The sequence below is a fragment of the Pantoea dispersa genome (assembly GCF_019890955.1).
In the GTDB taxonomy this organism is placed as follows: domain Bacteria; phylum Pseudomonadota; class Gammaproteobacteria; order Enterobacterales; family Enterobacteriaceae; genus Pantoea; species Pantoea dispersa.
Genome location: NZ_CP082346.1, coordinates 341,799 through 361,272 on the forward strand (window position 1 = coordinate 341,799; position 19,474 = coordinate 361,272).

A 19,474-nucleotide genomic window follows, 5' to 3' on the forward strand; every position below is an offset into this window, starting at 1 on the left:
ATGGAAAAGTTTGCCGTTTTTGGTCATCCCATCGCCCACAGCAAATCTCCGTTTATTCACGCCGCTTTTGCTGAGCAGACCGGTATTGAACATCCCTACGGACGCATCTGCGCACCGCTGGAAGGGTTCCCGCAGGCGATAGAGGCGTTTTTTGCGGCTGGTGGCAAAGGCGCCAATGTTACGCTGCCGTTTAAACAGCAGGCATGGGAATTCGCGGATGAGCTCAGCGAACGCGCGGCATTATCCGGCGCGGTTAATACCTTAAAGAAGAGAGCCGATGGTTCGATTCTGGGTGATAACACGGACGGCATCGGCCTGCTGAGCGATCTGCAACGGCTGCAGCTGATCCGGCCGGGCGATCGCATTCTGCTGGTGGGCGCGGGCGGTGCGGCGCGTGGGGTGATCCTGCCGCTGCTCTCGACGGGCTGCGCGCTGGTGGTGGTAAACCGCACGGCAGAACGCGCGCAACAGCTGGCTGAGCTTTTCCAGCACAGTGGGGCGATCCAGGCGATGAGTTTTGATCAACTGGCCGGTGAACGTTTTGATCTGATCATCAATGCCACCTCCAGCGGCGTAGCGGGCGACGTGCCGCCGCTGCCGGTTACGCTGATTGATGCGCAGGTGCGCTGTTACGACATGTTTTATCAGCAGGGGCTGACGCCATTTCTGGCGTGGTGCCAGCAGCACGGCACACAGCAGCTGGCGGATGGACTCGGCATGCTGGTGGGCCAGGCGGCGCATGCGTTTCAGCTGTGGCATGGCGTTATGCCGGAGATCGCGCCGGTCATCGATCAACTTAAACAGGCGATGCAGGCATGAATCAGGCTATCCAGTTTCCCGATCGGGAAAGCTGGGACGCAGTCCGGCAGGCGGTGCTGTTCCCGGTATTAGTAAATGGTATGGGACTAACCTGCGCAATATCGCTGCCGGCGCTGCAGCAGCGCTTTGGTGCCGGAGAGGCGATGGCGCTGTTTAGCGCGCATCGCTGGGATCTGGAGGAAGAGGCCGAGCAGCTGCTCCGGGCGGAGCAGGCCGACGATCAGGGCTGGCTGTGGCTGCCCTGAGCCAGGTATTCATCTTTCCAGCCGACATAATTACTGGCCGAATAAAGCAGTCCGGCTATTTCCGCTTCGCTTAGTGGCCTGATCTGCTTCACCGGGCTGCCTAAATAGAGATAGCCGCTTTGCAGGCGTTTACCGGGTGGCACCAGGCTGCCGGCGCCAATCATCACCTCATCTTCGACGATCGCGCCATCCAGCAGGATCGAGCCCATACCCACCAGCACGCGGTTGCCAATGGTGCAGCCGTGCAGCATTGCTTTGTGTCCTACTGTTACGTCTTCACCGATGACCAATGGAAAGCCATCGGGATTACTGCTGGATTTATGCGTAACGTGCAGCACGCTGCCATCCTGGATATTGCTGCGTTTACCAATCACTACTTTATTCACGTCACCGCGGATTGCTACCAGTGGCCAGATGCTGACATCATCAGCCAGCTCGACTTCGCCAACGACCACGCTGCTGCTATCCACCATCACGCGCTCACCGGTATGGGGAATATGTTGCTTATAAGGGCGCAGGGCTACAGACATTCTATTTCTCCTTTTTTAATGTTTCCCGCTAGCCTGCGACTTCCGGTGCGGGTAAACAAGCTGATTTTTGCGCGGATCGCTCGCGATCGCAGCGAAAAGAGTGAAAACTCGCCAGTCGATAAAAAAGATCGAAAAAAGGGGTTGTGCAAAAAATCCGGATCCCTATAATGCGCCACCACTGAGACGGCAAAGCGGCAACGTAGGCGGCTCAGCAGGGCGTGAAGCGATTCACCCCGCCGGAGAAAAACGCTGAAAAAAGTGTTTGACTCTGAAGGAGGAAAGCGTAATATACGCCACCTCGCGACAGCAGGCCGAACGCCGCGTCGCACCGCTCTTTAACAATTTATCAGACAATCTGTGTGGGCACTCGCAGGATTGATATCAGCGTCTCCGGACGTAAAAAATATCAAGTCTTTGCTGAGTGAACACGTAATTCATTACGAAGTTTAATTCACAGAGCATCGCTGCACTGGTTGCAGCAAATCAAACTTTAAATTGAAGAGTTTGATCATGGCTCAGATTGAACGCTGGCGGCAGGCCTAACACATGCAAGTCGAACGGCAGCACAGAAGAGCTTGCTCTTTGGGTGGCGAGTGGCGGACGGGTGAGTAATGTCTGGGAAACTGCCCGATGGAGGGGGATAACTACTGGAAACGGTAGCTAATACCGCATAACGTCGCGAGACCAAAGTGGGGGACCTTCGGGCCTCACACCATCGGATGTGCCCAGATGGGATTAGCTAGTAGGTGGGGTAATGGCTCACCTAGGCGACGATCCCTAGCTGGTCTGAGAGGATGACCAGCCACACTGGAACTGAGACACGGTCCAGACTCCTACGGGAGGCAGCAGTGGGGAATATTGCACAATGGGCGCAAGCCTGATGCAGCCATGCCGCGTGTATGAAGAAGGCCTTCGGGTTGTAAAGTACTTTCAGCGGGGAGGAAGGCGGTGAGGTTAATAACCTTGCCGATTGACGTTACCCGCAGAAGAAGCACCGGCTAACTCCGTGCCAGCAGCCGCGGTAATACGGAGGGTGCAAGCGTTAATCGGAATTACTGGGCGTAAAGCGCACGCAGGCGGTCTGTTAAGTCAGATGTGAAATCCCCGGGCTTAACCTGGGAACTGCATTTGAAACTGGCAGGCTTGAGTCTCGTAGAGGGGGGTAGAATTCCAGGTGTAGCGGTGAAATGCGTAGAGATCTGGAGGAATACCGGTGGCGAAGGCGGCCCCCTGGACGAAGACTGACGCTCAGGTGCGAAAGCGTGGGGAGCAAACAGGATTAGATACCCTGGTAGTCCACGCCGTAAACGATGTCGACTTGGAGGTTGTGCCCTTGAGGCGTGGCTTCCGGAGCTAACGCGTTAAGTCGACCGCCTGGGGAGTACGGCCGCAAGGTTAAAACTCAAATGAATTGACGGGGGCCCGCACAAGCGGTGGAGCATGTGGTTTAATTCGATGCAACGCGAAGAACCTTACCTGGCCTTGACATCCAGAGAACTTAGCAGAGATGCTTTGGTGCCTTCGGGAACTCTGAGACAGGTGCTGCATGGCTGTCGTCAGCTCGTGTTGTGAAATGTTGGGTTAAGTCCCGCAACGAGCGCAACCCTTATCCTTTGTTGCCAGCGGCTCGGCCGGGAACTCAAAGGAGACTGCCGGTGATAAACCGGAGGAAGGTGGGGATGACGTCAAGTCATCATGGCCCTTACGGCCAGGGCTACACACGTGCTACAATGGCGCATACAAAGAGAAGCGACCTCGCGAGAGCAAGCGGACCTCATAAAGTGCGTCGTAGTCCGGATTGGAGTCTGCAACTCGACTCCATGAAGTCGGAATCGCTAGTAATCGTAGATCAGAATGCTACGGTGAATACGTTCCCGGGCCTTGTACACACCGCCCGTCACACCATGGGAGTGGGTTGCAAAAGAAGTAGGTAGCTTAACCTTCGGGAGGGCGCTTACCACTTTGTGATTCATGACTGGGGTGAAGTCGTAACAAGGTAACCGTAGGGGAACCTGCGGTTGGATCACCTCCTTACCTGAAGATACCTTCCCGCGAAGTGCTCACACAGATTGTCTGATGAACTTTAGAGAAGAGCGTAAAACGCCTGCAGGCTTGTAGCTCAGGTGGTTAGAGCGCACCCCTGATAAGGGTGAGGTCGGTGGTTCAAGTCCACTCAGGCCTACCAAATCATTTCTCATGCTGCGTTACAGCGCCGCTCGCATAGAAGACTATGCGTCGCGACACTGCGCCTTGCCTGAAAAATGATTCTCCTTGGTACTCATGCGTTTTACAACACTCATCGGGGCTATAGCTCAGCTGGGAGAGCGCCTGCCTTGCACGCAGGAGGTCAGCGGTTCGATCCCGCTTAGCTCCACCATCAACGAACCCGCGTTGATACAACTTCAGAATGCATTTACTGAATGCATTGCGAAGTTATTGCTCTTTAACAATCCGGAACAAGCTGAAAATTGAAACGACACGTCGTGTTCATTCTCCGTAATAAGAATGAAATTTACGATGTGTTCGGGTCTCTCAAATGCTTGCAGTCTGCAGCGTTGCAAAACGCCTGTGGGTTGTGAGGTTAAGCGACTAAGCGTACACGGTGGATGCCCTGGCAGTCAGAGGCGATGAAGGACGTGCTAATCTGCGAAAAGCGACGGTAAGGTGATATGAACCGCTACAGCCGTCGATGTCCGAATGGGGAAACCCGGTGCACTCTGTGCATCATCGTTAACTGAATACATAGGTTAACGAGGCGAACCGGGGGAACTGAAACATCTAAGTACCCCGAGGAAAAGAAATCAACCGAGATTCCCCCAGTAGCGGCGAGCGAACGGGGAGCAGCCCAGGACCTGAATCAGCTTGTGCATCAGTGGAAGCGTCTGGAAAGTCGCGCGATACCGGGTGACAGCCCCGTACACGAAGATGCATAAGCTGTGAGTCCGACGAGTAGGGCGGGACACGTGGTATCCTGTCTGAATATGGGGGGACCATCCTCCAAGGCTAAATACTCCTGACTGACCGATAGTGAACCAGTACCGTGAGGGAAAGGCGAAAAGAACCCCGGCGAGGGGAGTGAAACAGAACCTGAAACCGTGTACGTACAAGCAGTGGGAGCCTACTTGTTAGGTGACTGCGTACCTTTTGTATAATGGGTCAGCGACTTATATTCTGTAGCAAGGTTAACCGCATAGGGGAGCCGAAGGGAAACCGAGTCTTAATTGGGCGTTAAGTTGCAGGGTATAGACCCGAAACCCGGTGATCTAGCCATGGGCAGGTTGAAGGTTGGGTAACACTAACTGGAGGACCGAACCGACTAATGTTGAAAAATTAGCGGATGACTTGTGGCTGGGGGTGAAAGGCCAATCAAACCGGGAGATAGCTGGTTCTCCCCGAAAGCTATTTAGGTAGCGCCTCGTGAACTCATCTCCGGGGGTAGAGCACTGTTTCGGCTAGGGGGCCATCCCGGCTTACCAACCCGATGCAAACTGCGAATACCGGAGAATGTTATCACGGGAGACACACGGCGGGTGCTAACGTCCGTCGTGAAGAGGGAAACAACCCAGACCGCCAGCTAAGGTCCCAAAGTCATGGTTAAGTGGGAAACGATGTGGGAAGGCACAGACAGCCAGGATGTTGGCTTAGAAGCAGCCATCATTTAAAGAAAGCGTAATAGCTCACTGGTCGAGTCGGCCTGCGCGGAAGATGTAACGGGGCTAAACCATGCACCGAAGCTGCGGCAGCGACACTATGTGTTGTTGGGTAGGGGAGCGTTCTGTAAGCCGCTGAAGGTGTGCTGTGAGGCACGCTGGAGGTATCAGAAGTGCGAATGCTGACATAAGTAACGATAAAGCGGGTGAAAAGCCCGCTCGCCGGAAGACCAAGGGTTCCTGTCCAACGTTAATCGGGGCAGGGTGAGTCGACCCCTAAGGCGAGGCTGAAAAGCGTAGTCGATGGGAAACAGGTTAATATTCCTGTACTTGGTGTTACTGCGAAGGGGGGACGGAGAAGGCTAGGTTATCCGGGCGACGGTTGTCCCGGTTTAAGCGTGCAGGTGTGAAGACCAGGCAAATCCGGTCTTCTTTAACACTGAGGCGTGACGACGAGCCGCCACGGCGGTGAAGTAACTGATGCCCTGCTTCCAGGAAAAGCCTCTAAGCTCCAGGTAACACGAAATCGTACCCCAAACCGACACAGGTGGTCAGGTAGAGAATACCAAGGCGCTTGAGAGAACTCGGGTGAAGGAACTAGGCAAAATGGTGCCGTAACTTCGGGAGAAGGCACGCTGGCGCGTAGGTGAAGGGACTTGCTCCCGGAGCCGAGGCCAGTCGAAGATACCAGCTGGCTGCAACTGTTTATTAAAAACACAGCACTGTGCAAACACGAAAGTGGACGTATACGGTGTGACGCCTGCCCGGTGCCGGAAGGTTAATTGATGGGGTTATCCGCAAGGAGAAGCTCTTGATCGAAGCCCCGGTAAACGGCGGCCGTAACTATAACGGTCCTAAGGTAGCGAAATTCCTTGTCGGGTAAGTTCCGACCTGCACGAATGGCGTAATGATGGCCAGGCTGTCTCCACCCGAGACTCAGTGAAATTGAAATCGCTGTGAAGATGCAGTGTACCCGCGGCAAGACGGAAAGACCCCGTGAACCTTTACTATAGCTTGACACTGAACATTGAGCCTTGATGTGTAGGATAGGTGGGAGGCTTTGAAGCGCGGACGCCAGTCTGCGTGGAGCCAACCTTGAAATACCACCCTTTAATGTTTGATGTTCTAACGTAGGCCCGTTACCCGGGCTGCGGACAGTGTCTGGTGGGTAGTTTGACTGGGGCGGTCTCCTCCCAAAGCGTAACGGAGGAGCACGAAGGTTGGCTAATCCTGGTCGGACATCAGGAGGTTAGTGCAATGGCATAAGCCAGCTTGACTGCGAGAGTGACGGCTCGAGCAGGTGCGAAAGCAGGTCATAGTGATCCGGTGGTTCTGAATGGAAGGGCCATCGCTCAACGGATAAAAGGTACTCCGGGGATAACAGGCTGATACCGCCCAAGAGTTCATATCGACGGCGGTGTTTGGCACCTCGATGTCGGCTCATCACATCCTGGGGCTGAAGTAGGTCCCAAGGGTACGGCTGTTCGCCGTTTAAAGTGGTACGCGAGCTGGGTTTAGAACGTCGTGAGACAGTTCGGTCCCTATCTGCCGTGGGCGCTGGAGAATTGAGGGGGGTTGCTCCTAGTACGAGAGGACCGGAGTGAACGCACCGCTGGTGTTCGGGTTGTCATGCCAATGGCACTGCCCGGTAGCTAAGTGCGGAAGAGATAAGTGCTGAAAGCATCTAAGCACGAAACTTGCCCCGAGATGAGTTCTCCCTGACCCTTTAAGGGTCCTGAAGGGACGTTGAAGACGACGACGTTGATAGGCCGGGTGTGTAAGCGCAGCGATGCGTTGAGCTAACCGGTACTAATGACCCGTGAGGCTTAACCTTACAACGCCAGAGGCGTTTTGGTCTGAGAGACCGAGAGAATTTTCAGCTTGTGACGGAAAAATTAGCGGAAACGAAAGATTTTGCGCTGAGGCAAGGCGGCAGGCCGGAGGAAAGGAAGGAGCATACACGAGTATGTGACTGACTTTACGAGGGCGGCCAACGCGGCATCAGTGAAAAAGATTCGTTTCGCGCACCAGAATTTGCCTGGCGGCAACAGCGCGGTGGTCCCACCTGACCCCATGCCGAACTCAGAAGTGAAACGCCGTAGCGCCGATGGTAGTGTGGGGCCTCCCCATGCGAGAGTAGGGAACTGCCAGGCATCAAATTTAGTGTGCTGATATGGCTCAGTTGGTAGAGCGCACCCTTGGTAAGGGTGAGGTCCCCAGTTCGACTCTGGGTATCAGCACCAGTTATGGCATGAGTTCGGTTTAAAAGAATTTGCCTGGCGGCAACAGCGCGGTGGTCCCACCTGACCCCATGCCGAACTCAGAAGTGAAACGCCGTAGCGCCGATGGTAGTGTGGGGTCTCCCCATGCGAGAGTAGGGAACTGCCAGGCATCAAACACGAAAGCCCTGAACAGATGTTCAGGGCTTTTTTGTTTTCCGCGATGACCTTTATCTCAATAAAAACGCTCAATAAAATCCACAGGCATAAAAAAAGCCCCTGCCATGCTGGCAAGGGCTGAATGATGCGGCTAATCGGGTTCGCTTAGTGGATAACCTGCGACAGAAACGCCCGGGTCCGCTCGGATTTCGGATTCGCAAAGAACTCTTCCGGCGGTGCCATCTCCACGATTTCACCGCGATCCATGAAGATCACCCGATCGGCAACCGTACGCGCAAAGCCCATCTCATGCGTTACACACAGCATCGTCATCCCGTCTTCCGCCAGACCGATCATGGTATCCAGCACCTCTTTAACCATCTCAGGATCGAGCGCGGAGGTGGGTTCATCGAATAGCATAATCTTCGGCTTCATACACAGCGAACGGGCGATGGCCACGCGCTGCTGCTGTCCGCCAGAGAGCTGCCCGGGGAACTTATGGGCATGCTCAGCAATGCGCACGCGCTGCAGATAGTGCATCGCCAGCTCTTCGGCCTCTTTCTTTGGCATCTTGCGTACCCACATCGGTGCCAGCGTGCAGTTCTGCAGGACGGTCAGATGCGGGAAAAGATTGAAGTGCTGAAATACCATGCCGACTTCGGTGCGCACGCGTTCAATATTGCGTACGTCATCATTCAGGTGGATGCCGTCTACGACAATCCGTCCCTGCTGATGCTCTTCCAGGTGGTTGATGCAGCGAATGGTGGTGGATTTACCGGAACCCGAAGGGCCGCACAGCACGATACGCTCGCGCGGTTTCACCTGCAGGTTGATATCTTTCAGCACGTGGAATTGCCCGTACCATTTGTTCACGTTTTCGAGCGTAATCATCATGGCGTTAGCCGCCGTTGTCATTGTTTGTGTCATGTAAAACCTCAGTGCGATTTACGCCCGGTGTGGAAGCGCTTCTCCAGATACTGGCTATAGCGCGACATGCTAAAACAGAAAATCCAGTAAACCAGTGCAGCGAAGACATAGCCTTCGGTCGACATACCCAACCATGTAGGGTCGACGGTTGCCTGCTGCACGCTACTGAATAGATCGAACAGGCCGATGATGATCACCAGGCTGGTATCTTTAAACAGCGCGATGATGGTGTTCACCAGACCGGGAATGGTCAGCTTGAGCGCCTGCGGTAAAATCACCAGCGCCTGGGTTTTCCAGTAGCCGAGCGCCAGCGACTCTGCCGCTTCGTACTGGCCTTTAGGCAGGGCCTGCAGCCCGCCACGTACCACTTCGGCGACATACGCCGACTGGAACAGGATCACGCCAACCAGCGCACGCACCAGTTTGTCTATCGTGGTGCCTTCCGCCATAAACAGCGGCAGCATCACTGAAGACATGAACAGCACGGTAATCAGCGGTACGCCACGCCAGAACTCAATGAAAATCACTGACAGGGTGCGCACCACCGGCATTTTAGAGCGACGGCCCAGCGCCAGCAGAATGCCGAGCGGCAGCGCCCCGGCAATGCCGACAGATGCGATAATCAGCGTCAGCGTCAGACCGCCCCACTGGCGCGTTTCCACGCGGTCCAGCCCGAAATAGCCGCCATACAGCAGCAGCCAGACGACGACCGGATAGATCACCGCCCAGCAGGCGATATAGCGGCCGCGGCGCGGCATGGATTTGATAAACATCGGCACAATCGACAGCAGGCCAATCACCAGCGCCAGATTGATGCGCCAGCGCAGCTCATGCGGATAGAGCCCGTACATGAACTGGCCAAAGCGCGCGTGGATAAAGACCCAGCAGGCGCCCGCTTTCGTACAGTCCGCACGGGTTTCGCCAATCCAGTTAGCCTGGAAGATCAACCAGTTCAGCGCCGGCGGGATAACGCTCCAGATAATCCACAGGCTGAGTAACGTGAGCAGCGTATTCAGCCAGCTGGAGAACAGGTTTTTACGCGCCCAGAGCCAGGCTTTACCCAGTGGATTGCCCGACACCGGCGGCGTTTCGTGTGTGGTCACAGACATAATGGTTCCGTTCTCTTAACGCTCAACCAGCGCAATTTTGCGGTTATAGAGGTTCATCAGCAGCGAAATGAGCAGACTGATAATCAGATAAACCGCCATGGTGATGGCAATGGTTTCAATTGCCTGGCCTGTCTGATTCAGTACGGTGCCGGCAAACAGCGACACCATATCCGGATAGCCGATCGCGGCCGCCAGCGAGGAGTTTTTTACGATGTTAAGGTACTGGCTGGTGAGCGGCGGGATAATCACGCGCATCGCCTGCGGAATGATCACCTGACGCAGCGTAACCGGGTTGGGCAGCCCGAGCGAACGTGCCGCTTCGCTCTGGCCATGCGGTACTGACTGAATCCCGGCGCGAATCACCTCAGCAATAAAGGAAGAGGTGTAGATCGACAGTGCCAGCGTCAGCGCTGCCAGTTCCGGAATCATGGCAAAGCCACCGCGGAAGTTGAAGCCGCGCAGCTCGGGCACATCCCAGTGCGTGGCGGCACCAAACAGCGTATGGGCGATCAGCGGCAGCAGCACAATTAAACCGGCCGCAGCGGGCCAGGTGCGGCGCAGCTGACCGGTTTTCAGCTGATGCTTGCGGTTAAAGCGGAACAGCGCGGCGCTGGCGGCGATGGCAATCGCCAGCGCGATCAGGAATGGCCAGGTGCCGGGTGCATACTCCGGCCACGGTATATACAAACCGCGGTTGCTGACAAAAGCCAGATCGAACGCGTTCAGCGCCTGACGCGGGCCCGGCAGATTGCGCAGCACGGCAAAGTACCAGAAGAAGATTTGCAGCAGCGGCGGGATATTACGGAACGTCTCGATATAAATGGTCGACAGCTTGCGCAGCAGCCAGTTATCCGACAGGCGCGCCAGACCGATGGCGAAGCCGAGGATCGAGGCGAAGACAATACAGAGCGCGGAGACCAGCAGGGTGTTGGTTAACCCGACCATAAACACACGCGCGTAGGTATCGCCTTCGCTGTAATCGATCAGATGCTGGACGATGCCGAAACCGGCGTTGCGCTCAAGAAAGCCAAAGCCGGAGGTAATACCGCGATTGGCAAGGTTGATCACCGTGTTGTGGATCAGATAACCCACCACAGCAAACACCGCCACAATCGCGACAATCTGGTAAAGCCAGGCGCGAACCGTAGGATTACCGAACGAAAAATCCCTTTTCACGGTTGGGCGTTGCGACATGTTAAAACCTCAGTGAAGAATACGCGTGGGCACCGCAGGATGCGGTGCCCGACTGGCAGGAGACAATTAACGCACTGGTGGAGCGTACTGGATGCCGCCCTGGTTCCAGAGCGCATTCTGGCCGCGTGCAATTTTCAGCGCGCTGTCTTTACCAACGTTACGATCGAACACTTCCTGATAGTTGCCAACCTGCTTGATGATGTTGTACGCCCACTTGTTGTCGAGCTTCAGGTCTTTACCGAAATCACCCTCTGCGCCCAGCAGGTGTGCCATATCTGGCGTGGTTGGCTTCGCCGCCATCTCATCAACGTTCTTCGAGCTAATGCCCATCTCTTCCGCATTCAGCATGGCGAACAGCGACCATTTCACGATGGTGAACCAGTCATCATCACCGCGACGCACGACCGGGCCCAGCGGCTCTTTCGAAATCACTTCTGGCAGTACGATAAAGTCATCCGGCTTGCCCAGCTTGATGCGCAGCGCATACAGCTGTGACTGGTCAGAAGAGAGGGTATCGCAGCGGCCGCTATCCAGCGCTTTAGCGGACTCATCAGAGCGGTCGAAGGTGACCGGCGTGTACTGCATTTTGTTGGCTTTAAAGTAGTCGGCCACGTTCAGCTCGGTATCGGTCCCGGCCTGGATACACACGGTGGCACCATCCAGCTCTTTGGCGCTTTTCAGACCGGCTTTCTTATGGGTCAGGAAGCCGATGCCGTCATAGTAGTTTACGCCGGCGAACAGGAAGCCCATGCCGCCATCACGTGATGAGGTCCAGGTGGTGTTACGCGACAGGATATCCACCTCGCCTGACTGCAGCGCGGTGAAGCGCTCTTTGGCGGTCAGCGGGGTGTATTTTACTTTGCTGGCATCGCCAAAGACCGCAGCAGCAGCGGCGCGGCACACGTCAACATCGATACCGGTGAATTTGCCGCTGGCGTCAGCGTAAGAGAACCCTGGCAGACCATCGCTGATACCGCACTGTATAAACCCTTTCTTCTTAATGGCGTCCAGCGTGGTGCCTGCGTGCGCCTGCTGGGTCACGGCGAACAGCGAGGCGGCAGCAATCAGGGTGGAAAGCATCATCTTTTTCATAAAGCATCCTGTGTGGCGAGATCGTGTGTTGTTATGTTTGCGCGCACTTTACTGTGCGCTTATTTCATTCTGTGGCGTTTAGCCATCCACGACACTGCAAAGCTGATGCCAGGTTTGCAGAATCCTGAATTCACTGGAAAGATCTTTTAATAAACGGACGTATCCGGAAAGTTGTCGCTACTATCGCGCACCAAAAGGCAGCATGACGAGTCGCCACGATCACAAATAGTGCAAAAAGTTTCACTATATGGAAGCAGTGTGAGCTAACGCTCATGAACAGGTGTACGGCAAAGTGGAATTACCGCTGAAGCGGTTCAGGATCACAAACAAAGCGGGCTGAGGGGCGATCGGAAGGATTTTTTCTGCGCAAAAACAGGGCAGGGCGGCGGCCCTGAGAGAGATGAGCTATCACGCCGGCGATTGCAACTATCGTTACCATTTTGACGATAATCGTTTCACGCGGTGTTAACAGGCGGGAAATACAAACAAAAACGCCAGCCCAGAGGCTGGCGTTATCGCAGCAAGGAACCAGAACGCTTAGTTCATGCCGTATTTTTTCAGCTTCTTACGCAGCGTACCGCGGTTGATGCCCATCATCAGGGCAGCGCGGGTCTGGTTGCCACGGGTATACTGCATCACCATGTCCAACAGAGGCTGCTCGACTTCAGCCAGTACCAGCTCATACAGGTCACTTACATCCTGACCGTTCAGTTGAGCAAAATAGTTCTTCAGTGCCTGTTTAACCGAATCACGCAGAGGCTTTTGCGTCACCTGATCCTGTGAGTTAACGGTAGAAACGGTCAGTACGTCAGAATTTACGCGTTGTTCGAACATAGTTCTTTCAGCTCTTTATTTCGTTTACGCAAGATTTTCGAAGTATGCCTCCAACGCCTCCAGCTGTTCGCTGGCATCCTCTATGGCGTTGAATGTGCGCCGAAACTGGTCGTCAGGGGCACTTTCCTGCAAATACCAGGAAACGTGTTTTCGGGCAATACGGTATCCCTTGCGCTGACCGTAAAAGTCGTGCAGCTCCCGTATGTGTCCAATCAGCATATGCTTCACTTCAGCCAGCGGCTTCGGTGCCAGCAGCTCCCCTGTGTCCAGATAATGCTGGATTTCCCGGAAGATCCACGGTCTTCCCTGAGCAGCGCGTCCCACCATCAGAGCATCGGCTCCGGTGTAGTCGAGCACTGCCCTGGCTTTGTGCGGGTCAGTAATGTCACCATTCGCGATAATCGGAATAGCGACGCTCTGCTTAACTGTCCGAATGCTGTCGTATTCAGCTTGCCCTTCAAACAAACAGGCGCGCGTGCGGCCATGAATGGTCAGGGCCTGAATACCACAGCGTTCAGCCAATTGGGCAATCTCTACACAATTACGATTTTCTTTGTCCCAGCCGGTGCGAATCTTCAGCGTAACCGGTACATCGACTGCGTTCACCACCGCACGGAGGATTGACTCCACCAGCTGCGGATGCTGCAGCAGCGCTGAACCTGCCATCTTACGATTCACTTTTTTAGCCGGGCAGCCCATGTTGATGTCGATAACCTGTGCACCGGACGCAACATTAATGCGCGCGGCGGCGGCCATCTCATCGGGATCGCAACCCGCAATTTGCACGGCGCGAATACCGGGCTCGTCACTATGCACCATACGCAAACGTGATTTGTCACTGGCCCAGACTTCCGGGTTCGATGACAGCATCTCGGAGACAGTCATACCGGCGCCGTTGTCATAACACAGGGTGCGAAATGGCTTGTCGGATACTCCGGCCATAGGCGCAGCGATGAGTCGATTACGTAGCTGGTGATGTCCAATGCGCATGAAAAAGAAGTGACCCTAACTGTTCGCAAGGCGGCGTATATTACGCATTTTTTCCGGAAGATGAAAGGCCAAACTTTGAACAATTCGCCGTTTAAGATCAGGGAAATGGGGCTTAGCAGCGGGGTATTGATCATTACTTGTTTAAATTCAGTACATTACAAAAATACGCTGAAATTGTGAGCAAAAGTTTTTCCAAAAATATGCGCTGAATCACAACATAAAAACCGCCACTTCCGCGAATCGGCAAGAGAAATGGCGGTGATTTGATTGAAAAGTGAACGCTTTATTTACGTTTGGTGAGTATTTCGTTACTCAACCACCAGCCGGCCATTGAGCGGCTGCACCGGGCGGCTGTTACCGTGTTCACCCAGCACCGCGCTGAAGGCCTGCAGCTGCTGTGCGGAAGCCGTTACCGGTTGCTTCATCACCAGCCAGCGCACGCCTTCACTGCACGGTGGCGTGGTGAGTGAACCGCTGAAGCGGTAGTAACGGCGATCGGCGGGCAGCAGTGGCGTAATATCGACATCCTGCTGCAGCGTAGCTGGCTGATTGACCTGCGCCGGCAGCGTATCCAGCAGCGTCGTCAGTACCGGATTTGCCGCACCGGCTTCGAACATTACCCCGATTACCGCCAGCTGCTGCTGCTCGTCACTGAATACAAAGTGGCCCTCAAGCGGATAGCGTTTGCCGTCGATCAGGTTTTCGCTCGGGGTATGGAAGTGGAACTGCTTCAGCGTGAAGGTCTCGCCGTCCAGCGTCAGCGTATCGCCCTGCTGCAGGTTGATCTGCACGGTGTGGCCGTTGTTAACAATGGCGGCCTGGCGCGCCTGCAGTTCCAGCGTCAGCGCCGGCAGACTGGCATGCAGCGCCTGGCGAATATCAATCGGCGACTGATTCACGCCCTGCTTGCAGACGTGAAAATCAGGGGACAGGTCGCCCCACTGCTGTGGCTGAGCATAATCCCAGGCGGCAGCCTGAACGTGAGCAAAAGGCGCTGCTGCCAGCAGCAGAGCGATCAGTGTGTGTTTGCTTTTCATCATCATTTATTCACTAAGCGATATATCAATGTTATGTGCCGCGCACGGCACGGTTAACAGGGATAGCGCTATCGCCTGGTGCAGCAGTCTACTGATTTCAATGTAAAGAAACGGCAGGAAAACGGGGCTGGCGGGGATTTGAGACAGGTCTCAGGCGGGGGAAATCGGGCCAGCAGTTGCTGGCCCATGCGTCGGTTAGCGGCGCACGCCAGTGATGCGGCACCACTCCTCTTTTTCCGCCACGGCGTCCAGCGCAAAGCGCTCCGCATAGGCTTCACACACGCTTTCCGCCTGGCTGGCCAGCACGCCGGACAGGCCGAGATGGCCGCCGGCTTTCGGCAGCACGCTAATCAGCGGCGCCAGTTCACGCAGCGGACCGGCGAGGATATTGGCGACCACCACATCCGCCTGCAGGTTTTCCGGCTGCTGGTGCGGCAGATACAGCGACAGGCGGTCAGCCACGCCGTTGCGCTCGGAGTTATCGCGGCTGGCCTGGATCGCCTGCGGATCGATATCAATGCCGATCGCCTGGGCTGCACCGAGTTTCAGCGCGGCGATAGCCAGAATGCCGGAGCCACAGCCGAAATCGATCACCGTTTTACCCTGCAGATCGAGACCATCCAGCCAGCTCAGGCACAGCGACGTGGTGGGATGGGTGCCGGTACCAAAGGCCAGACCGGGATCAAGCATCACGTTGACTGCATCCGGATCCGGCACGTCGCGCCAGCTGGGGCAGATCCACAGGCGTTCACCGAAGCGCATCGGATGGAAGTTATCCATCCATTCGCGCTCCCAGTCTTTATCCTCGATCTGTTCGATCTTATGGCGGAAACCCGATCCCAGCAGCGGATGCTGGCTCAGTTCAGCCACTACGTCGTCCATGGCGGTTTCCGCGTCGAACAGGCCAGTCACATCGGTATCGCCCCACAGGCGGGTTTCACCGGGCAGCGGCTCATACACCGGGTTGTCGTGCGTGTCCTGAAAGGTGACTGACACCGCACCGGCATCCATCAGCGCGTCGCTGAGGGTTTCGGCGTGCTCGCCGGTGCTGTTAATTTTGATTTGAATCCATGGCATAGCGTTTCTCTTTTATTCCAGGGCAGCATCGCGAGCGTCAGGCGCGCTGCCGAACAGATTACCCACCAGGCAGGCCAGCAGGCTTAATGTCAACGATGGCACGATAGGGTGAAAGCCCCACAGTTCGATTTTCAGGCTGGCAAGCAGCGTATAGCATCCGGCTCCCACCACCATGCCACTGATGGCGCCCGCCGCATTGGCGCGCTCCCAGTACAGTCCCAGCACCAGCGGCCACAGAAAGACCGCTTCAAGGCCACCGAACGCCAGCAGGTTGAGCCAGATAATCATATCTGGCGGATTCCAGGCCGCCAGCAGCAGCAGCAGGCCCAGCACAAAGGTGATGGTGCCGGAGAGCAGCCGCAGACGCGCCTCGTTCTCGCTGTGCTGCGGCGCGATACGCAGGTAAAGATCTTTGATCAGCGTAGCGGACGATTGCAGCAGCTGCGCGTTAATCGTCGACATGATCGCCGCCATTGGCGCGGCGAGGAACACGCCAGCCGCCATCGGTGGCAGCACGGTGATCATCAGCGTCGGGATCACGCGATCCGGAATCGCCAGATCCGGCAGTACCGCGCGGCCAAGTGCGCCGGCCAGATGCATGCCGAGCATTAGTATCACCACCACGATAGTGCCGAGGATGATACCGCGATGCATCGCTTTGCTGTCTTTGTAGGAGATGCAGCGCACGGCGGTATGCGGCAGCCCAATCACGCCAAAGCACACCAGTACGGCAAACGAACTGAGGAAGGTTGGATTGATGACGTTGCCGACGCCTTCCGGTGACACCAGCTGCGGATCGATGCTACGCAGTTTGGTGACCGCCGTTGCCAGACCGCCCGCCTGGTGGATGACGGCAAACAGCAGCAGGAAGGTGCCAATTAGCATCACCAGCCCTTGCATGGCATCGTTGAGCACGCTGGCGCGAAAGCCGCCGAACGCGGTATACAGCGCGATGGTGCCGCCAAAAATCAGCAGCCCGGTGTCATAAGGAATACCAGCGGCCGTTTCCAGCAGGCGTGCGCCGCCGATGAACTGTACCGTCATGGCACCAATAAACGCCACCAGCAGGCTGATACTGGCCAGCCAGATAAGCAGCGGGCTGCGGTAGCGGCCGTACAGCATGTCATTGAGCGTCACCGCGTTGTAGCGTCGCGCCAGAATCGCGAATTTTTTGCCCAGCACCCCGAGCGACAGCCAGACCGCCGGCACCTGAATCATCGCCAGCAGTACCCAGCCCAGCCCGTATTTATATGCCGCGCCCGGCCCACCAATAAATGAGCTGGCGCTGATGTAAGTGGTGGTGATGGTCATCGCCAGCACAAAACCGCCCATCGAGCGACTGCCGAGGAAATACTCACTCAGGAAGTTGCCGTGGCGCTGTTTGCGCATGGCAAACACCGACAGCCCGGCAATCAGCACCAGATAGGCCAGCAGTGGCAGAATGATTTCAGTTTCCATCGTGGTCCTCCAGAGACATATCGCGGAACACCACGCGCACCATCAGCCAGCACAGGCCAATGAATAGCACGGGCGCGAACACGCAGGAGAACTCAAACCAGCGCGGTAAACCGGTGAAACCGCTTTGTGTGCCGCCGAGCCATGCGGACACGCCCCAGACGGCGAGGTACGCCAGCGTCAGGTACAGCGACCAGCGCGCCTCTTTGTTAGCTTGCAAAAAACGCCCATCCATCATGCAACCTCAAAGGCAACAAAAATGAAAAAGGCCGGTTTAACCGGCCTCTGCATTGCTCTGCGCTGCGCTTACTTCTCGTGCAGGCCGAGTTTTTTCTCCAGATAGTGGATGTTAGTACCACCCTGCTGGAAGTTTTCGTCGGTCATGATGCGCATCTGCAGATCGACGTTAGTCTTGATGCCGTCGATGATCAGTTCTGCCAGCGCATTTTTCATGCGCGCAATAGCCACGTCACGGTTTTCGCCGTAGGTAATCAGCTTACCAATCATTGAGTCGTAATACGGCGGCACGCTGTAGCCGGCATAGATGTGCGATTCCCAGCGCACGCCAAAACCGCCTGGCGCGTGGAAACGAGTAATCTTGCCCGGGCTCGGCAGGAAGGTGTTTGGGTCTTCGGCGTTGATACGGCACTCGACCGCATGGCCGCGCACCACCACATCTTCCTGTTTGATTGACAGCGGCTGACCGGCAGCAATACGCAGCTGCTCTTTGATCAGGTCGACGCCGGTGATCATCTCGGTGACCGGATGTTCCACCTGAATACGGGTGTTCATCTCGATGAAGTAGAACTCACCGTTTTCATACAGGAACTCGAACGTACCGGCACCGCGATAGCCGATCTCCACGCAGGCGTTAGAGCAGCGCTCGCCGATGTAGCGACGCAGTTCCGGCGTGATGCCGGGTGCTGGTGCTTCTTCGACCACTTTCTGGTGGCGGCGCTGCATGGAGCAGTCACGTTCGGCCAGATAGATGGCGTTGCCCTGACCATCGGCCAGAACCTGAATCTCGATGTGGCGTGGATTCTCGAGGAATTTCTCCATGTACACCATGTCGTTGTTGAAAGCCGCTTTGGCTTCCGCTTTCGTCATGTTGATGGACTGCTCAAGATCCTTGTCGCTGCGCACAACGCGCATACCGCGACCGCCGCCGCCGCCAGAGGCTTTGATGATCACCGGATAGCCGATGCGCTTGGCGATGGCACGGTTTTTCTCCATGTCGTCGGTCAGCGAACCGTCAGAGCCTGGTACGGTCGGTACGCCGGCTTTTTTCATCGCGTTGATCGCTGACACTTTGTCGCCCATCAGGCGAATGGTGTCGGCTTTCGGACCGATGAAGATAAAGCCAGAGCGCTCAACCTGCTCGGCGAAATCGGCGTTCTCAGAAAGGAAGCCGTAGCCCGGGTGGATCGCAACCGCGCCGGTGATTTCGGCGGCGGAGATCAGCGCCGGGATATTAAGATAACTTTTGACCGACTGCGCCGGGCCGATGCAGACGGTTTCGTCCGCCAGCAGCACGTGCTTCAGATCGCGGTCTGCCGTGGAGTGCACCGCCACAGTCTTGATGCCCAGTTCTTTACAGGCACGCAGAATGCGCAGCGCAATCTCACCACGGTTAGCAATGACAATTTTATCCAGCATGCTTCGCCTCGTTATTCGATGACGACCAGCGGCTCGTCGAATTCAACCGGCTGGCCGCTTTCCACCAGGATCGCCTTCACAACGCCGGATTTATCGGCTTCGATCTGGTTCATCATTTTCATCGCTTCAACGATGCACAGGGTGTCGCCAGCGTTCACTTTCTGACCCACTTCCACAAACGCTTTGGCGTCCGGGCTTGGGGTGCGATAGAAGGTACCGACCATCGGCGAACGCACGATGTGGCCGCTGACTTCAGGTTTAGCCGCTTCTGCAGCGACAGGCGCAGCAGCAGGTGCAACCGCAGCAGCCAGCGCAGGCTGTGGAGCCGGAACAGCATAAGCCTGCTGCATCATAGGGTAACCGACATTGGCAGGTGAACGGCTGATGCGAACCGACTCTTCGCCTTCAGAGATTTCCAGCTCAGCGATGCCGGACTCTTCAACCAGTTCGATCAGTTTCTTAATTTTACGAATATCCATGA

At 56.0% G+C, this 19,474-nt stretch carries 15 protein-coding genes, 3 tRNA genes and 4 rRNA genes; 9 read left to right on the plus strand and 13 right to left on the minus strand.

Annotation, left to right across the window (positions count from 1 at the left end):
- The gene (gene aroE, locus K7H94_RS01650) at positions 1-819 is read left to right on the plus strand and encodes a shikimate dehydrogenase (RefSeq protein ID WP_058759901.1); all 819 of its coding nucleotides are present in this window, start codon (positions 1-3) and stop codon (positions 817-819) included.
- The gene (locus K7H94_RS01655) at positions 816-1,064 is read left to right on the plus strand and encodes a DUF1488 family protein (protein ID WP_058759902.1); all 249 of its coding nucleotides are present in this window, start codon (positions 816-818) and stop codon (positions 1,062-1,064) included. The genes aroE and K7H94_RS01655 overlap by 4 nt, the downstream gene beginning before the upstream one ends.
- Here K7H94_RS01655 and K7H94_RS01660 read toward each other — a convergent pair.
- Positions 1,040-1,594 carry a gamma carbonic anhydrase family protein gene (locus tag K7H94_RS01660; RefSeq protein WP_021508238.1) on the minus strand — a complete coding sequence of 185 codons (555 nt, stop codon included), beginning with the start codon at positions 1,592-1,594 and terminating at the stop codon, positions 1,040-1,042. The genes K7H94_RS01655 and K7H94_RS01660 overlap by 25 nt on opposite strands.
- A gap of 492 nt (positions 1,595-2,086) precedes the next feature.
- On the opposite strand from K7H94_RS01660, the gene K7H94_RS01665 reads away from it, so the two are divergent.
- The 7 genes from K7H94_RS01665 (at position 2,087) to rrf (K7H94_RS01695) (ending at position 7,635) form a co-directional block, all read left to right on the plus strand.
- Positions 2,087-3,628, plus strand: a 16S ribosomal RNA gene (locus K7H94_RS01665).
- Positions 3,629-3,702: 74 nt separating this feature from the next.
- Positions 3,703-3,779, plus strand: a tRNA-Ile gene (locus K7H94_RS01670).
- A gap of 116 nt (positions 3,780-3,895) precedes the next feature.
- Positions 3,896-3,971, plus strand: a tRNA-Ala gene (locus K7H94_RS01675).
- A 202-nt stretch (positions 3,972-4,173) separates the two neighbouring features.
- Positions 4,174-7,078 (plus strand): 23S ribosomal RNA (locus K7H94_RS01680).
- A gap of 203 nt (positions 7,079-7,281) precedes the next feature.
- A 5S ribosomal RNA gene (gene rrf / locus K7H94_RS01685) occupies positions 7,282-7,397 on the plus strand.
- Positions 7,398-7,411: 14 nt separating this feature from the next.
- Positions 7,412-7,487 (plus strand) — tRNA-Thr (locus K7H94_RS01690).
- 32 nt (positions 7,488-7,519) lie between these two features.
- Positions 7,520-7,635 (plus strand): 5S ribosomal RNA (gene rrf / locus K7H94_RS01695).
- The 16S, 23S and 5S rRNA genes sit together here with 3 tRNA genes alongside, the layout of an rRNA operon.
- Before the next feature lie 152 nt (positions 7,636-7,787).
- Here the strand turns inward: rrf (K7H94_RS01695) and K7H94_RS01700 are convergent.
- The 12 genes from K7H94_RS01700 to accB all read right to left on the minus strand — a co-directional run bounded on the left by K7H94_RS01700 (position 7,788) and on the right by accB (position 19,472).
- Entirely contained in the window at positions 7,788-8,549 is a 762-nt protein-coding gene (locus K7H94_RS01700; protein ID WP_058759889.1) for an amino acid ABC transporter ATP-binding protein, read from the minus strand.
- An 8-nt stretch (positions 8,550-8,557) separates the two neighbouring features.
- Positions 8,558-9,658, minus strand: coding sequence for an amino acid ABC transporter permease (locus K7H94_RS01705; protein WP_058759888.1), 1,101 nt, complete (start codon positions 9,656-9,658; stop codon positions 8,558-8,560).
- A 15-nt stretch (positions 9,659-9,673) separates the two neighbouring features.
- Positions 9,674-10,852, minus strand: a complete 1,179-nt coding sequence (locus K7H94_RS01710; RefSeq protein ID WP_021508165.1) for an amino acid ABC transporter permease — start codon at positions 10,850-10,852, stop codon at positions 9,674-9,676.
- A gap of 66 nt (positions 10,853-10,918) precedes the next feature.
- A complete protein-coding gene (locus tag K7H94_RS01715; protein WP_058759887.1) occupies positions 10,919-11,944 on the minus strand; it encodes an amino acid ABC transporter substrate-binding protein in 1,026 nt (341 codons plus the stop codon).
- A 537-nt stretch (positions 11,945-12,481) separates the two neighbouring features.
- On the minus strand, positions 12,482-12,778 hold the full coding sequence (fis, locus tag K7H94_RS01720) for a DNA-binding transcriptional regulator Fis (RefSeq protein WP_003855228.1): 297 nt from the start codon (positions 12,776-12,778) through the stop codon (positions 12,482-12,484).
- Between the two features lie 24 nt (positions 12,779-12,802).
- A complete protein-coding gene (dusB, locus tag K7H94_RS01725; RefSeq protein WP_040679767.1) occupies positions 12,803-13,768 on the minus strand; it encodes a tRNA dihydrouridine synthase DusB in 966 nt (321 codons plus the stop codon).
- A 308-nt stretch (positions 13,769-14,076) separates the two neighbouring features.
- A complete protein-coding gene (locus K7H94_RS01730) occupies positions 14,077-14,805 on the minus strand; it encodes a carbonic anhydrase (RefSeq protein ID WP_031279827.1) in 729 nt (242 codons plus the stop codon).
- Positions 14,806-15,000: 195 nt separating this feature from the next.
- Complete coding sequence (prmA, locus tag K7H94_RS01735; protein ID WP_222951550.1) at positions 15,001-15,882, minus strand: 50S ribosomal protein L11 methyltransferase; 882 nt, start codon at positions 15,880-15,882, stop codon at positions 15,001-15,003.
- 12 nt (positions 15,883-15,894) lie between these two features.
- The gene (gene panF / locus K7H94_RS01740) at positions 15,895-17,340 is read right to left on the minus strand and encodes a sodium/pantothenate symporter (RefSeq protein WP_222951551.1); all 1,446 of its coding nucleotides are present in this window, start codon (positions 17,338-17,340) and stop codon (positions 15,895-15,897) included.
- Positions 17,330-17,572: a YhdT family protein gene (locus tag K7H94_RS01745; protein ID WP_021508159.1), complete on the minus strand. Its 243-nt coding sequence runs from the start codon at positions 17,570-17,572 to the stop codon at positions 17,330-17,332. The genes panF and K7H94_RS01745 overlap by 11 nt, the downstream gene beginning before the upstream one ends.
- 71 nt (positions 17,573-17,643) lie before the next feature.
- A complete protein-coding gene (gene accC, locus K7H94_RS01750; RefSeq protein WP_021508158.1) occupies positions 17,644-18,993 on the minus strand; it encodes an acetyl-CoA carboxylase biotin carboxylase subunit in 1,350 nt (449 codons plus the stop codon).
- 11 nt (positions 18,994-19,004) lie between these two features.
- Positions 19,005-19,472, minus strand: coding sequence for an acetyl-CoA carboxylase biotin carboxyl carrier protein (gene accB, locus K7H94_RS01755; protein WP_058759883.1), 468 nt, complete (start codon positions 19,470-19,472; stop codon positions 19,005-19,007).
- Between the last annotated feature and the right edge of the window lie 2 nt (positions 19,473-19,474).